Below are 15,206 nucleotides of genomic sequence, written 5' to 3'. Positions count from 1 at the left end.
GAGATGGGAAATAAAATCAGCAATAACAAATGACCGTCAAAAGCTAATAGTAGAATAAGGTACAGAAAGCAGCACGGGAGGATGGGAAGTTGGACGAACTAAGGGCGGCGTTAGAGCTAGCCAGTGAGGAAGAATTACAAGACTTAACCGCAATTCTGTTTAGTCGCAAGTTTAATCCCCTAGATTATGTTCAGACGCCTGAACCCCTCGAAGTTCAAAGCCAAGACCGCAGAGCTTGGTTAGATGCACTAGAAAATCGCTTCCGGTTTTTGGCGGCTGATGGGATGACGGTATTGCGGGGGCGCACCCATCAAGTTACGTATCGACAAGCACTGGTTCAAGTTTGCAAGTATTTAAAAATTCCCTATTCTCATCAGCTGGCGACTGTTGATTTAGAAGCAGAGGTATTTTTGCATTTATTAGGACAGGTGTGGAAAAAATTACCTGAACAGGAAAAGCAAAAATTAACTGTACGCATCCAAAATCATTTGATTAAATCAGAACTACAACAACCATTACCGTTATTCTTGCAGCGTGACCCCTTGGGGTTGATTTTCAAGGGTGGTAGTGCTTTAGCTGTCACCTCAGTCATACAGCCAATGGTCTTAAAACAAATCGCCCGTCAATTTGCTGGACATTTTGCCACTTATCAAGTTGCAAAACAAACAGCGATCGCCGGCTCACAAGTAGCTACGACTCAATTTCAAAGTTATGTAACGTTACAAATGGCACAACGGGGTATGACGATGAGTGCTGCTCGTTACGGGGCTGTACGCAGCATGTTTGCAGTCGTGGGGCCGGTAATGTGGGCATGGTTTTTCGCAGATTTGGGCTGGAGAGCGATCGCCACTAACTATGGTCGCATCATTCCCACCATCTTTGCCCTAGCACAAATTCGTCTCACCCGCGCTGAATGTTGGGAGCCAGCTTGAACAAGGCTTTTGATCATCCCCAGACCAATTTACAATTTCCGTGGCAATGTACTCAATGGGGATTGCTCGTCTTCCCATTGAGTCCCTTTTTAGGGGCTGTAGCTATAGTGTTGGCATCATTAGTTACTTGGTCGCGCCAACACCAGACAATTATCCGCCGTCCCCTGAATTGGGGATTTGCCCTTGTAAGTGCTTTGCTGATAGTGACCACTGGGTTTGCTGATGATAAAGTAGCAGCCTTCCTCGGCTTGTTTAATCTGCTACCCTACTTTTTTGTTTACACAGGTTTAAGCGCCCTCATTCAAACCACTGCTCAACTACGCCAAATAGCTTATATCTTAGTAATTGGTTCCGTCCCAGTGGTGATTTTCGGTTGGGGACAATTATTTTTAGGTTGGAATTTCGACTTCAAGTTTTTGTGGATTGTTTTAGAATGGGCGATCGCACCAGGAGGAAATCCATCAGGCCGCATGGCTTCAATTTTAATGCACGCTAATACTTTAGCTGCTTATTTGGTGATTGTTTTCATCCTGGCTTTAGGATTGTGGCTAGAAAAATATCGCCAGTTAAAACAGACGCGATTAATTGCACAAAATAAACAGCTATCTACTCTTCCCTTCATTTTTTTAACGATAGCGCTGCTTGGTAATTTTATCGCTTTAATTTTGACAAATTCCCGTAACGGATGGGCGATCGCTATTTTTGCTTGTTTAGCTTATGCACTTTATCAAGGATGGCGTCTGATTGTCGGTGCTGTCGTTGTTATTGTCGCTAGCATCCTCTCAGCAGCTTTTGCGCCCTCACCAGTCGCCCAATTTTTCCGTCGCTTCATTCCGGCTTTTTTCTGGGCGCGGTTAAACGATGACATGTACCCCGACAGACCCCTAGCCCTGATGCGAAAAACTCAGTGGGAATTTGCTTGGTCTTTAACTCAGCAGCATCCTTGGACTGGTTGGGGTTTACGCAGTTTTTCTAAACTTTACCAAGCCAAAATGCAGATTTCCCTTGGTCATCCCCACAACATTTTCTTGATGCTAGCAGCAGAAACTGGCATTCCCACTACTTTATTATTTTGTGCTTTACTCATTTGGATTTTGATTGCAGGTATCCAATTGTTGGTGCACTCAAACTACCTCAATCCAGAGCAAAGATTGATATTTTTCAGTTATCTCACTGTGGGGATTGGGTGTGTGCTATTGAATACAGTAGATGTCACCCTATTTGATTTGCGATTAAATACCTTTTTCTGGGTAATTTTCTCCGCTATCTCCGGAGCCACATATCATTATCATCGACATGAGAAGCTGATAGCCAAACAAAATTAGTTGATGAGATAATTTTGCTCATGAACAGAATCGCTGAAAGAAATGTTTATCTTGAGTATATACTCTGAGGTCATTTGGAAAAATCAGTTAATAAAATTACTATATTCACATCTGTGACTGTGAGTGTGACTAACCGGAAATTAGTCACTATTGCTGATTGTTGGGAAGGTGTACGGAAAACCCTAGAGGGTTTCTTTACATTCAGGGCGTCTCTAAAAGATGCCCTTTTTTCTATCTTTCATCACCAAATATTTATTACTATAGACAGATGCATTTTTTAGAGAATATTAAGCGAGCGATTATAGTGAATCATTCCTGATTAAAAACTCAACAAACATATGAGAATTTGATGATATTTACATCAAATATGTGAGAAAACCGTACTTTTCTAAGAAGATTTCTGTACTACGCATCCGAGAGAAGCTCGATACAATTGAGGTGCGGCTTAAATAATGCTGTTGTCTAATATATTTCTAAAAATCAACACAGCATTAATAGGAGAGCAAAAATATGAGAAATCAACTGAAGACGGCTGTCTTACTAGCTGCACTCAGCGGCTTATTAATTGCTATTAGTTACTGGGTAATTGGTGGTACTACTGGTCTAATTATAGGAATTGGTTTAGCAGCAGCAACTAACCTATTCTCTTGGTATCAATCCGATAAAATTGCATTAGCAGTCTATCGTGCCCAGCCCGTCACCGCAACTCAAGCACCCGGCCTGTACCGGATAGTGCAGAGATTGTCGGCTCGTGCTCAAATCCCCATGCCCGGAGTTTACATCGTCCCTAGTCAAACTGCTAATGCGTTTGCTACAGGGCGCGACCCAGAACACGCTGCAGTTGCTGTCACTGAAGGCATTTTAAATATTTTGCCAGAAGATGAACTAGAAGGCGTCATCGCCCATGAACTCACTCATATTGTGAATCGTGATACCCTAACACAAGCCGTTGCAGCGACGATCGCCGGCGCAGTCTCATTTCTAGCGCAAATGGTCAGCTACAGCTTATGGTTTGGCAATTCCAGAGACAACAACAGGGGTGGAAATCCTTTGGGAGTACTGTTAACTGTTATGTTAGCTCCTTTAGCAGCCACAATCATTCAGCTAGCAATCTCCCGCACACGAGAATTTTCCGCCGATGCTGGTGCGGCTCGACTGACTAGTAATCCCCGCGCTTTAGCCCGCGCGTTGCAAAGGTTAGAAGCTACAGCTAGACAGCTACCCTTGGATGCAAACCCCGCCTTTGAGCCGCTATTGATTATCAACCCCATATCAGGAAAGTTTTTAGGTAACTTGTTTTCTAGTCACCCAGCCACCGAAGTAAGAGTAGCACAATTGTTGAAACTAGAACAAAACCTGCCCACCACAGCTTATTAGATGTTTGTAATTTGACTAATCAAGACTAAGTGCAATCTCCATTAAAATCAGGACGCTGAAATTATGACTCCCAACAACACCCAACCCATAGAATTTGTCGAATCAGTTGAATCCACCGTGATTGTAGAAATTAGTGCTCAAACTGACGAGATGGTAGAAACAGAAATGGCTGGCGAAACTGATGAAGTCAAGCGCGAAACCAAAGCCTTAATTGAAGCACTCAAACAACGCGCCAAAGCTGAAGCCAAATCAGCAGGTACTTTTAGCCGCGAAACCTATTTAAATGTTGTGCGACAAGCAAGACAAGCGATAGAAGGGAAAAAACTCATCGAAGGCGATCGCTTAGAACACTTTTGGTCAGTAATGCAAGCTGAAAGTGAGAGAAACTGGTATCTAGTGATGAAAGAGGTAGCAGAATTCAGCATTCGCCTCCAAAAAGCAGCCAAAGCCGGTTGGGAAGCCTTCAATTCTCCTTACTCTCAACGTTAAATCAGTAAACTCATGAGTCTATTATCAGGCGGGCAAAATGCCCGCCTATTTCATGAAATATACATCATCCTAAACCCAAAAAACTCGAAATCAACGGCAAAATGTTGCCAAATTCTTCAACCAAATTTGCTGCACTTGGCAAACCAGCAATTGTCCCTTTCAAAATTTTTATCGCCGTTTTTGCAGCCTTTTGCATCGACCCTTCCTGGGGATTTTTACCTGCTTCTGCTAAAGCTTTCACTTGTTCCAACGCCTCAGCTTTATCGTCTTGACTTAAATTCGTATCCCCCTCAATCGCCGTTTGCAACTGCTTTAATAATTCCTTAATTCCCGGTTTTTCAGACTCTGGTGAAGCTGGTAATTGATTGATAGTATTCGTCACATTACCGCTAATTTCACCTAAATTCACAGTCCCACTATTATAAAAATTACCTCCTACATTAATATTCCGATTTACATCATTACTATTAGTCATATTTTTATTCTCCACTTTGTTATCAACTTGAACATTAATCGGTTTATTCGCTAGAGAAATAATCATCTCTGGAATTTTGGCACTTTGTTGGCGATGGAAGAGTATCTCTTCATCTTTAACCTGTAATACTGCTTTATATTTTTCTTCTACTGCTTGCAAAGCCAATTGATAATTCTGCGTAAAATCGCCATGAATCTTTTCTTTATCAGCATCAGCATTTACAGCAACCTTAACTACAACTACTCCATCACCCTTGTTTTCAATACTTTGGAGAGCTAATTCTGTGTTTTGATTTTGCTCTTGCACTGTTTGAAAAGCATTAGCAAAAGCTCGCCAATCAATACCATTGCGGAATATTAAATCAACAGTATTTAAAACTTCTTCAAATAACTTAGTAAACTCTCCTGATTTAAATTCACCACTGCTAGGGCGACGTTCACGATCATCAGTTCCCGGCTTAGGATATTCTAAAAGATAGATAAAGCGACAATCCACATTATCCAACTTAGTTGTACTTTCAATATTCCACGCCTCTACACAAGCACCAGTCATTTGAGCGCTAGTAAAATCAGTATTCACAGCTTGAGTACGAGTCAGGTTTACCCATTCTAAACAAGCTTGTTGGCAAGTAGCTTCACTAATATCAGCAAGCTTAAGATTAGCTTCTTTGAGGTCAGCGCCTATCAGGTTTGCGCCCTTTAAGTTAGCGCCGACGTATGATTTTTTCCTCCCATTCCCAGTTACTAATAAATTGAGGACATTTCGGTCAGCTAATATCCCATCATCTACCCTGGAAAATTCCAGATTTTTGGCTTCATAAAATCGAGTGCGAGTTAAATTTGCTTTCCGGAAATCTGTGTTTTTAAGAGTAGCGCCAGTAAAATTAGCATCGGTTAAATTCGCGTTGCGAAAACTAGTTCCACCTATAGCTGAAAAAGCAATGGCAATTGAGATAATCAAATTACGGCGTTTTTCATTTTCATTTAAAGCATGAGCACCTATATAACTACCTAAAAATATTAAAATTCCAATCCAAAACCAAGCCCAAATTAAATCTACCCAAGCCCAATTTGCAGACCAAATTGGCTCAGAAGATAAATACTTCCATCCTCCTCGAATTAAAACCCTGGTTATAGAGCCAATTATGCCACCGAACAATAGACCTAATACAACAATTACCGTAGTATTTTTGCTTAAAATTTTAGCTGAAACTAAGATAATTGCTATGATTTCAGACATAACTATAGCAATAATTGAAGCAAGGCTGAGAGCCTGAGTCCAACGGCGAAATGCTACATATTGACTTAAATTCAAAATGACGCTAATTCCACTTGGCAAAAGCAAAAATATCAAAATTAAGCTAATAGCTAATAAAGATACTGTCAAGCCACGATAAATATTAATTAAAATCAGGATTAATAACACAAAAATTATAATAAGACCAAAAATAAGTGCATTTCGTTTAAATTCTTCATTACCTAAATACCACCAAGTCAAGCCATTGGTTGCAGCACAGATAAATAATGCGAGAAATCCCGCAATGAACAAAATTATTAGCCAACCAATTATCCAATAGTTTTGTAATCCTGCTTTAGCACCTGTAAAGTTAGCATTTGTGAGATTGGCTTTAGTAAAATCCGCCCCCCTGATATCTGTACCGCTAAAATTTGCTCCCACCAAATTTTGACCTTTAAAAGAGCGACCTTGGAGATTTTGACCAGAGTAGTCAAGCGGCATAATTAGGCAAAGAAAAAACATTGACGATATTTTATACTCATAAAATGAGCAATTATCCGGATTTAGTCACAATTAAACTAAATTCACACCAGCGCACCAGAAGCGATCGCCCACACTAGAGCAGCAATCAAAATAGAAATGCTCATGACGCTACTTGTTCCACTTGGGCACAGCCCCATCCCCGAATTTGGCGTGAGATTGTTCCCAGTTTATGACTACAATTACTATTGATGCTGGATAATGGGAAAGCTTTGACATTCACCAGCAGCACGGAAAAAAGAACTAATACCTATGCGAACTCACTATTGCGGCGAACTCCGAAAATCAGATATTGGAGAAACAGTTACCTTATACGGTTGGGTAGACCGTCGCCGCGATCATGGGGGCGTGATATTTTTAGATTTACGCGATCGCTCAGGCATTGTCCAAATTGTCAGCGATCCGCAACGCACGCCACATTCCTATCAGCCAGCCAACGCCCTCCGCAGTGAATATGTGGTGGAAATTATCGGTAGAGTCACACAAAGACCCGAAGAATCTCTCAATCCTCGCCTACCCACAGGCGAAGTAGAAATCTATGCAGATAAAATTGAATTACTCAATCCTGTCCGCAAACAGTTACCCTTCCAAGTCTCCACCACCGACACCGAAACAGTACGAGAAGACCTCAGACTAAAATATCGTTATTTAGATTTGCGACGCGATCGCATGACCCGCAATCTCCAGTTGCGCCATCAAATCATCAAAGCCGCCCGTCGCTACCTGGAAGATTTAGAAGGTTTCCTGGAAGTAGAAACCCCAATTCTCACCCGTTCTACTCCAGAAGGAGCGCGAGATTACATCCTACCCAGTCGAGTTAACCCAGCTGAGTGGTTCGCTTTACCTCAATCACCCCAGCTATTCAAACAATTACTGATGGTATCCGGCGTAGACCGATACTATCAAGTTGCTCGTTGTTTCCGTGATGAAGATTTACGCGCCGACAGACAACCAGAATTTACTCAATTAGACATGGAAATGAGCTTCCTGTCTCAAGAAGAAATCATCGAACTCAACGAAAAACTAATTTGCCATATTTTTAAAACTGTTAAAAACATTGAATTACACCGCCCTTTTCCTCGTCTTACCTATGCAGAAGGAATGGAGCGCTACGGTAGCGATAAGCCAGACACTCGTTACGGTTTAGAATTAGTTGACGTCTCCGATGTCGTCAAAGACTGTGGTTTCAAAGTCTTTCGAGACACGGTGATCAACGGTGGTATGGTTAAAATTCTGCCCATTCCCAACGGTAATGATGTCATCTCCAATGTCCGCATCAAACCAGGGGGCGATTTATTCAAAGAAGCCAGTGAAGCCGGTGCTAAAGGTTTAGCGTTTATCCGCGTGAGAGACGATGGTGAAATCGATACCATCGGTGCAATTAAAGACAACCTCAGCGAATCACAAAAACAGGAAATTCTCAGTCGCACAGGTGCTAAAGCTGGTCATTTATTACTATTTGGGGCTGGTGATTCGCCTACAGTCAACAAAACCCTAGATAGATTGCGTCAATTCGTCGCTAGGGAATTTGGGTTAATTGATCCTGAAAAAATCAACTTACTCTGGATTACAGATTTCCCCATGTTTGAATGGAATGCGGAAGAAAAGCGCCTAGAAGCTTTGCATCATCCATTTACCGCACCTCATCCTGACGACTTGAGTGACTTAAAAACAGCACGCGCCCAAGCTTATGACTTGGTGCTCAATGGCGTGGAAGTTGGCGGTGGAAGTCTGCGGATATATCAGCGAGAAATTCAACAGCAAGTATTTGATGCGATCGGTTTATCACCAGAAGAAGCACAAAATAAATTTGGCTTTCTCTTGGAAGCATTTGAATATGGTACACCACCTCATGGTGGCATCGCCTACGGTCTAGATCGTCTAGTCATGTTGCTAGCCAAAGAAGAATCTATCCGCGACGTCATCGCCTTCCCTAAAACCCAACAAGCCCGTTGTTTATTGACTGATGCACCTTCAGCAGTCGATACTAAGCAGCTCAAAGAACTACATGTCGCTTCGACATACAAGCCAAAGTCATAAATGAAAGCGAAATTACGGGGAATTTTAAATAGGAAAAACTACTGACTGCATTGTTCAGATAAATAGGTCTACGGGTTGGAGTACAACGGTGGTTCTTAACGATCATCTGTACCTCACCCCTGCACTTGATGCAGTCTGCTGTCAATCCCTCGTAATAATTTTTATAACTATTCCCTTTTAGAAGTAACAGACACAACCAAATTTCAAGATATAGTGATTATTTTAAAATTACGGTGATTTATATTTGGTGTGGAGATGTAGTCTTCATTCAAGGACGAAGACAAATTACTCTGCGGGAACGCTAAAAGCGTACACGTCTCTACAAGGCGCAAAGTCCTCAATATTGCATTAATTTTCATAATTGACATCAGACGTAAATCGATATAGCTTCACAAGTTTTTCGGCTTTATTCATCAACCCATTGACAAACCTCAAAAAGGTTCAAATGCTTACATAACAGTCATTACATACTGCAGTTTCCAATTACATAAGATATACATACCTCAATAAAACGGGAAGTGCTATGGCATTTATTAGCTATCTTCATCTATTCTTTAATATTGAATCAACTCCCTTCAAAAAACGAATCTTAGGTAAAAATTGTTTCTAGTTATTACTCGTGAGCAACATAATTTTTACTCATGAGGTAATTGCACATACGTAAATATCTACTAAAAAATGATATTCATTGTTTAATAGCTTTGATACTATTTTGTTACCTATAATACATATTATTTTTTTTTGAAATTAAATTTTGTATGAGGTAATTGTAAAAAAAAAACTTTGCTAGTACTAAAAAACTACTGTACAACTATGTATATTTCCTTATCACCATCTTTTTACTCAACAATGTAGTAGTAATTATTACTAAATAAAAATCCTGGATATTTGGGAATAAAGATGTATAAATAATTTGCAGAAAGTACTGAATCTCTAAGATTAGTTTTTGAGCTTTTTCATCTTTATTGGTTATATTTACAGAAATCCTCACTAAAACTCATTATAATGTCAGTAATTTTCACTAGAAATATTTTTTCATTATTAAGTTACTATGAAGTTAATACAACTATTTCCCAAAAAAAAAAGCCTGCTGTATACTCAGGTATGTAATGCATTTTTTGCATAACAAACTTTGTACTTAACTACATTAGGACTTACACCCAAGAGTTCAAATCAATGCCATACTAAGTACAAAAAATATACAGATTGATATTAAGCAGCTAAGTATTAGTCTGGACATCTATGATCTCTCTTGTTAAAATTTCAAATATCAGGCTCTCGGCAAATGCATCTATCGTGGAATTTAAATAAATGAACGAATCAATGAATGATTGTATAAAGTAATTCGTAGACCTCCTTAGGTCAAAGTAGTGACATTTTCAGTTATATAGACTCCAGTAACAAAGTCTATGTAACAGATGGGACATATCCTGACTACTTGCACTAAACAACTTTTCATTTAAGTGTGTTTAAACAATTGCAAATTTGCAGTTTTTTAGTCTTACACGAGCTTTCAATTAGCAAGACTAAAGGAAAAACTGCATAAAAAACTCATGCAATTGTTTGCTAATTAGGTATATGCATCCTTAAATAAATAACTTGCATGATTGAGGAGCTGGGCTTTGATGACCTTTTAGGTCTCAGTCCCTCCAACCTAACCTTTTTCTCATCTTTCGTATTCTAACAATGAGTGAGGTCGAATTGCAGGATAAGTGTAACAAAAATCGGAAACGTTCCAAACGACGAGCCATATACTGTCCAGTGCATGGATGTTATCTCCATAGTGTGAGTCAAAAACATCAACTATTTGCTGATAGTGCGGGACAACTACAAAAAAGAGGTGTAAAACGGCAAAATGCATTAATATTGATGGCAGCCAAAACTGCTATTTCCTTACAAGGTGAATGGTTAGAAGCATTTTGGTGTGATCAATGCCAACAAACAAAGTGGTATCACGTCAAAAAGAGTGCAATCACATCTGCTGTAAATCAGGCTTGCACCTATAAAATCTCAGCAGCACCTCCAGAATATTGGCAACAAGTAAGTGGAGTGATTAGCCCTGAGGGAAACCCTTCTGTAGGCGAGTTCACGCTTAGACATGCAAGGATGGTTGGAATTAACAGCAGCAAAGACTTCCAGTTAAGAAATTAAGCCAGTTGCAGTTTCAATTTAACTACTAACATCAATACCTGCATCTGTGATTATGGAATCCATACCAAAATTTGAAGAGATAGATTTTCAAAAATATTTACTAATATTGCAACGACGCTGGATACCTGCGGTGGGCGTTTTTAGCGTAGTTTTCATCCTTGCATTCTTGTATGCATTAACATTGAAACCCTCATACAAAGCAGAAGGAAGTTTATTAATTAGGACTAATCGTACTGCTTCACTCACAGGTCTAGGGGAAGCGATAGGAAGACTAGAATCTTTAGTAAATACTAACAGCCCATCAGATACTCAAGCAAGGATAGTCACCTCTGTTCCAGTTCTTCAAGAAACAATTCGAGCACTAAATCTTAGAGATAATAAAGGTAAACTTGTAAAAATTAGAGACTTGTCCCAACAACTGAAAGTAGAAAGCACCAAAGGAACAGATATCTTACAAGTTTCTTATACTGCGAATAATCCCACTCAGGCAGCAAAAGTTGTCAACAAAGTGATGGATGCTTATATTCGCAATAATATCGAAGCAAATCGAGCCGAAGCAGTCTCAGCTCGCAAGTTTATTTCCCAACAACTACCTGCGACCGAAGCTACAGTCAGAGGAGCAGAGTTAGCTCTGCGTAAATTCAAAGAAGAAAATAAAATAATTGTGCTTCAAGAAGAAGCAACTGCAGCGGTGCAGGCAATTTCCCGTTTAGAAGGACAAATAAGTCAAAACCAAGCTCGGTTAGTTGAGGTCACTGCAAAAACACAAAAATTACAAGCACAAGCAAACGTCAACTCCCAACAAGCCGTAACCTTGGCTGCTTTAAGTCAAGCTCCTGGTATACAGCAGGTACTAGCTCAACGCCAGGAAACCCAAAGTCAGTTGGTGGTTGAACGAGTTCGTTTGCGCTCAACCCATCCTACTATCATCAACTTAGAAGAAAAAGTTGCGGCTCTGGATACTTTGCTGAAGAAACGTATGGCGGAAGGAGCGGGCAGCAATCAGCCAGTTCTTAGCAGAAATATCCAAATTGGACAGTTGCGAGAAGGATTGATTGGAGAGTTTGCCCGTTCTGAGGCAGAACGTGCTGGGTTAGAGAAAGAAATTGCCGCTCTGTCTGATAAGCTGTCTGCTTACAAAGAGCGGGTGAATGTTTTACCCAGATTTGAACAAACTCAACGACAGCTCGAACGGAAGCTGAAAGCGGCTCAAACCACTTATGAAGCTCTTTTAACGAGACTGCAAGAGGTGCAGGTAGCAGAAAACCAAAATATCGGTAATGCTCGTATCATCTCTCCGGCTTTAATTCCTGATCAACCCGCAGCTTCCAAAAAAACCCTGTTGGTTTTGGGTGGAGGTATTTTCGGGGGAATGCTGGGTTTAATTGCTGCCTTAGCTTTAGATGCAATTGACCGATCAATTAAAACTGTTAAAGAAGCTAAAGAATTATTTCAATATACCCTACTGGGAGTGATTCCTGGTGTGAGTAGGAATGATAAAAATGGTTCCTCTACAGGGGGAGTTGAACAATCCACTTCGATTCCCAGAGTGATTGGCAGAGATATTCCCAATTTTCCCATTGGTGATGCCTATCAAATGCTGCAAGCCAACTTAAAGTTTTTAAACTCAGACCAGGAGATCAAAGCGATCGCAGTTACAAGTTCTGTAGCTAAAGAAGGTAAATCGGAAGTAGCCGCTAATCTAGCTGTAGCAATGGCTCAGTTAGGGCGTCGGGTGCTGCTAGTAGATGCAGATATGCGTCATCCAGTCCAGCATCAAATTTGGGGAATGACGAATGTAGTTGGTTTGTCTGACGCCATTATTGATCAAATTGCACTCGGTATAGCAGTACAGGAAGTCATACCCAATCTCTACGTCCTGCCTTCGGGAGTTGTACCTCCTAACACAGTTGCATTGTTGGGGTCAAAAAAAATGGAGGCTTTAGTCACAATCTTCTCCAAGGAATACGATTTTGTCATTTTTGACACTCCCCCTCTAGCAGGTACACCCGATGCAGCTGTCCTAGGGAAAATGACTAACGGTGTACTGCTTGTAGTTCGTCCGGGAATCGTAGATTCAGCCAGTGCTACCACAGCTAGAGAGTTTCTCAGCCAGTCAGGTCAACAAGTCTTGGGTATGGTAATTAACGGTGTGAATATTAAACTTGAGCCAGATAGCTACTTTTATTATTCAAAAGAGTCAATCGAGCAAGGCTTTTCATCTCGAAAATCCGTATCAACTAAACAAGTTACATCAAAAGTAACGGGTAACAACGATATCTGATGCTTGAGTCAGATAACTACAACTATTAAACTGTAATGCTAAATAAATTTAAAATTTCTAACTTATTTAATTTCAAGTCCAAGTCCGGACTACCAGCAATTATTGCTAATACTGGTTGGCTATTTGCAGATCGAGTACTTCGCATGGGTGTCAGTCTGGTTGTAGGAGTCTGGGTAGCACGGTATTTAGGCGTACAACAATATGGTCTTTTTAACTATGCTATTGCCTTTGTTTCTCTATTCAATCCACTTGCAAATTTAGGATTAGACAGTGTGGTAATACGTGATTTAGTGCGTACTCCACTAGATAGAGATAAAATTTTGGGAACAGTATTTTGGTTGAAATTAATAGGTGGTATTGCCGCATTATTATTAACAGTTGGTTGTATTTTACTGTTTCATAAAGAACGAGATATGACTGTCTGGTTTGTGGCAATTTTAGCAGCAGGAGGGATTTTTCAGGCTTTTGATACCATTGATCTTTGGTTTCAATCACAGGTACAGTCCAAATATACCGTTATTGTCAAGAATATAGCTTTCATCATTATTGCCTTGAGTAAGATTACTCTGATTACTCTCAAAGCACCATTGATAGGTTTTGTGATCATCAGTACTGTAGAAATTGCATTGGGTGCTTTAGGTTTGTACTTAATTTATATATTTAAGAACAAATCACATTCTTTGTGGAATTGGGATTTTCCAATTGCTAAAAACATTCTTAAAGAAAGTTGGCCTTTAATTTTTTCTAGCTTTGCCATTTTGATTTATATGAAAATAGATCAAATTATGCTAGGAGAAATGCTTGGTAATGACGCAGTGGGTATTTATTCAGCAGCAACTCGTGTTTCTGAAATGTTTTATTTTATCCCAATGGCGCTAGCTTCTTCTGTTTCACCCGCAATTTTTGCTGCTAAAGAAGTCAGCGAGACGCTTTATTATCAGCGCCTCAAAAAATTTATTAGTTTCATGTTTTTGGTCGCTTTAACAATTTGCGTACCCATTAGTTTCTTATCGTGGATAATTATTAACACTCTATTTGGTAGTAGCTATGCGGATGCAGGTTCTGTGTTATCAATTCATATATGGGCTTCCTTATTTGTGTTTTTAGGTGTAGCAATTTCACCTTGGTTTATTACCGAAAATTTAAATCACATTGCTATGTACAGAACTGTGCTAGGAGCCATTACCAATATTTTGCTAAACCTATGGCTGATTCCTAAATATTCTGGATTAGGTGCAGCGATCGCTACTTTAATTTCTTACGCAGTTTCCGATTTTTTTAGTAATGCTGTTCATCCTAAAACTAGAAAAATATTTAAAATTGAAGTGCATTCAATTTTGTTTTTTGGAAGTTGATAACTATCAAATCATAGCTGGCTTAAGTTAATTTCAATTTCATTTAAATAAACATGCAAACTCCAGTAGCATTTATCATTTTTAAAAGACCACATACCACAGAAAGAGTGTTTGAAGAAATTCGCCGTGCCAAACCACCAAAGCTATTTGTAGTTGCAGATGGGCCAAGAATTAATGTTCCCGATGAAGCGGAAAAATGTGCAGCTACTCGTGCAATTATTGAGAGAGTAGACTGGGATTGCGAAGTTATCAAAAACTACTCTGATGTCAATTTAGGGTGTGCAAAACGTGTATCCAGCGGTCTTGATTGGGTTTTCAAGAACGTCGAAGAAGCAATTATTCTAGAAGATGATTGCTTACCTCATCCGACATTTTTCCCTTTTTGTGAAGAGTTACTAGAAAAATATAGACACGATACTCGCATCAGCTCAATTTCTGGAGAGAACGTTCTTTTTGGACGCAGAAGAACTAATTACAGCTACTACTTTTCGCGCTATAACTTCTGCTGGGGTTGGGCAAGTTGGAAACGAGCTTGGCAGCATTATGATCTAACCATAAAACTGTGGAAAGAAGTTCAGTCACAAGGCTTTCTTGCTGATATCCTCACAGAGCCATTAGCCGTGAGATATTGGAACTATATGTTGCAGTCTGTTTATGATAATCCTTTAGGTATAACTTGGGATTATCAGTGGACATTTGCTTGCTGGATGCAAAATAGTTTAGGAATCATATCAAATGTAAATTTAATTTCAAATATTGGTTTTGGTAGTGACTCGACTCATTTCGCTGATGATAAAAGCAATCCTTATGATAGTCTGCCCACTCAGACAATGGAATTACCTCTAAAGCACCCTCCATTTATCATTAGAGATGCTAAGTCTGATAATTTTACCCAAAAAACTTTATATAAAACAACTCATTTGGATATGTTCAAACTAGAAATGAAGCAAGTTCTTAGAAAGAAGTTTCACTTAAATTTGACTTAAATTGTGGTTTTAAATA

Annotated in this window: 10 protein-coding genes; 9 read left to right on the top strand and 1 reads right to left on the bottom strand. The window is 39.7% G+C overall.

The window, feature by feature from the left end:
* The first annotated feature begins 89 nt into the window (after nt 1–89).
* The 4 genes from MIC7126_RS0101855 (at nt 90) to MIC7126_RS0101840 (ending at nt 4,123) form a co-directional block, all read left to right on the top strand.
* Nucleotides 90–932 carry a YaaW family protein gene (locus tag MIC7126_RS0101855; RefSeq protein ID WP_017651415.1) on the top strand — a complete coding sequence of 281 codons (843 nt, stop codon included), beginning with the start codon at nt 90–92 and terminating at the stop codon, nt 930–932.
* Nucleotides 914–2,257, top strand: coding sequence for an O-antigen ligase family protein (locus MIC7126_RS0101850; RefSeq protein WP_017651414.1), 1,344 nt, complete (start codon nt 914–916; stop codon nt 2,255–2,257). The genes MIC7126_RS0101855 and MIC7126_RS0101850 overlap by 19 nt, the downstream gene beginning before the upstream one ends.
* A gap of 510 nt (nt 2,258–2,767) precedes the next feature.
* On the top strand, nt 2,768–3,634 hold the full coding sequence (locus MIC7126_RS0101845; RefSeq protein WP_017651413.1) for a zinc metalloprotease HtpX: 867 nt from the start codon (nt 2,768–2,770) through the stop codon (nt 3,632–3,634).
* Nucleotides 3,635–3,697: 63 nt separating this feature from the next.
* Complete coding sequence (locus MIC7126_RS0101840) at nt 3,698–4,123, top strand: hypothetical protein (protein ID WP_017651412.1); 426 nt, start codon at nt 3,698–3,700, stop codon at nt 4,121–4,123.
* A gap of 64 nt (nt 4,124–4,187) precedes the next feature.
* Here the strand turns inward: MIC7126_RS0101840 and MIC7126_RS0101835 are convergent, their stop codons facing one another.
* The gene (locus MIC7126_RS0101835) at nt 4,188–6,335 is read right to left on the bottom strand and encodes a pentapeptide repeat-containing protein (protein ID WP_017651411.1); all 2,148 of its coding nucleotides are present in this window, start codon (nt 6,333–6,335) and stop codon (nt 4,188–4,190) included.
* A gap of 291 nt (nt 6,336–6,626) precedes the next feature.
* On the opposite strand from MIC7126_RS0101835, the gene aspS reads away from it, so the two are divergent.
* The 5 genes from aspS to MIC7126_RS0101810 all read left to right on the top strand — a co-directional run bounded on the left by aspS (nt 6,627) and on the right by MIC7126_RS0101810 (nt 15,190).
* Nucleotides 6,627–8,414 (top strand): aspartate--tRNA ligase, encoded by a 1,788-nt coding sequence (gene aspS / locus MIC7126_RS0101830; RefSeq protein ID WP_017651410.1) that lies wholly within the window; start codon nt 6,627–6,629, stop codon nt 8,412–8,414.
* 1,686 nt (nt 8,415–10,100) lie between these two features.
* Nucleotides 10,101–10,565, top strand: coding sequence for a hypothetical protein (locus tag MIC7126_RS0101825; protein ID WP_238553591.1), 465 nt, complete (start codon nt 10,101–10,103; stop codon nt 10,563–10,565).
* 52 nt (nt 10,566–10,617) lie between these two features.
* On the top strand, nt 10,618–12,849 hold the full coding sequence (locus tag MIC7126_RS0101820) for a GumC family protein (RefSeq protein WP_017651408.1): 2,232 nt from the start codon (nt 10,618–10,620) through the stop codon (nt 12,847–12,849).
* 35 nt (nt 12,850–12,884) lie between these two features.
* Nucleotides 12,885–14,204, top strand: coding sequence for a flippase (locus MIC7126_RS0101815; RefSeq protein WP_017651407.1), 1,320 nt, complete (start codon nt 12,885–12,887; stop codon nt 14,202–14,204).
* 53 nt (nt 14,205–14,257) lie between these two features.
* Nucleotides 14,258–15,190, top strand: coding sequence for a hypothetical protein (locus tag MIC7126_RS0101810; RefSeq protein ID WP_017651406.1), 933 nt, complete (start codon nt 14,258–14,260; stop codon nt 15,188–15,190).
* Nucleotides 15,191–15,206 lie beyond the last annotated feature (16 nt).

Origin of the sequence: Fortiea contorta PCC 7126 (assembly GCF_000332295.1) — a bacterium.
Classification (GTDB): Bacteria; Cyanobacteriota; Cyanobacteriia; order Cyanobacteriales; family Nostocaceae; genus Fortiea; species Fortiea contorta.
Note: the sequence above shows the minus strand (reverse complement) of the source record. Positions and strands in the feature narration are given on the sequence as shown.

Excerpts from the sequence above, each read along its gene's own strand:
- MIC7126_RS0101850 (WP_017651414.1), top strand. The coding sequence starts at position 914 with ATGTTGGGAGCCAGCTTGAACAAGGCTTTTGATCATCCCCAGACCAAT.
- MIC7126_RS0101845 (WP_017651413.1), top strand. The coding sequence starts at position 2,768 with ATGAGAAATCAACTGAAGACGGCTGTCTTACTAGCTGCACTCAGCGGC.
- MIC7126_RS0101840 (WP_017651412.1), top strand. The coding sequence starts at position 3,698 with ATGACTCCCAACAACACCCAACCCATAGAATTTGTCGAATCAGTTGAA.
- MIC7126_RS0101835 (WP_017651411.1), bottom strand. The coding sequence starts at position 6,335 with ATGCCGCTTGACTACTCTGGTCAAAATCTCCAAGGTCGCTCTTTTAAA.
- aspS (WP_017651410.1), top strand. The coding sequence starts at position 6,627 with ATGCGAACTCACTATTGCGGCGAACTCCGAAAATCAGATATTGGAGAA.
- MIC7126_RS0101825 (WP_238553591.1), top strand. The coding sequence starts at position 10,101 with ATGAGTGAGGTCGAATTGCAGGATAAGTGTAACAAAAATCGGAAACGT.
- MIC7126_RS0101820 (WP_017651408.1), top strand. The coding sequence starts at position 10,618 with ATGGAATCCATACCAAAATTTGAAGAGATAGATTTTCAAAAATATTTA.
- MIC7126_RS0101815 (WP_017651407.1), top strand. The coding sequence starts at position 12,885 with ATGCTAAATAAATTTAAAATTTCTAACTTATTTAATTTCAAGTCCAAG.
- MIC7126_RS0101810 (WP_017651406.1), top strand. The coding sequence starts at position 14,258 with ATGCAAACTCCAGTAGCATTTATCATTTTTAAAAGACCACATACCACA.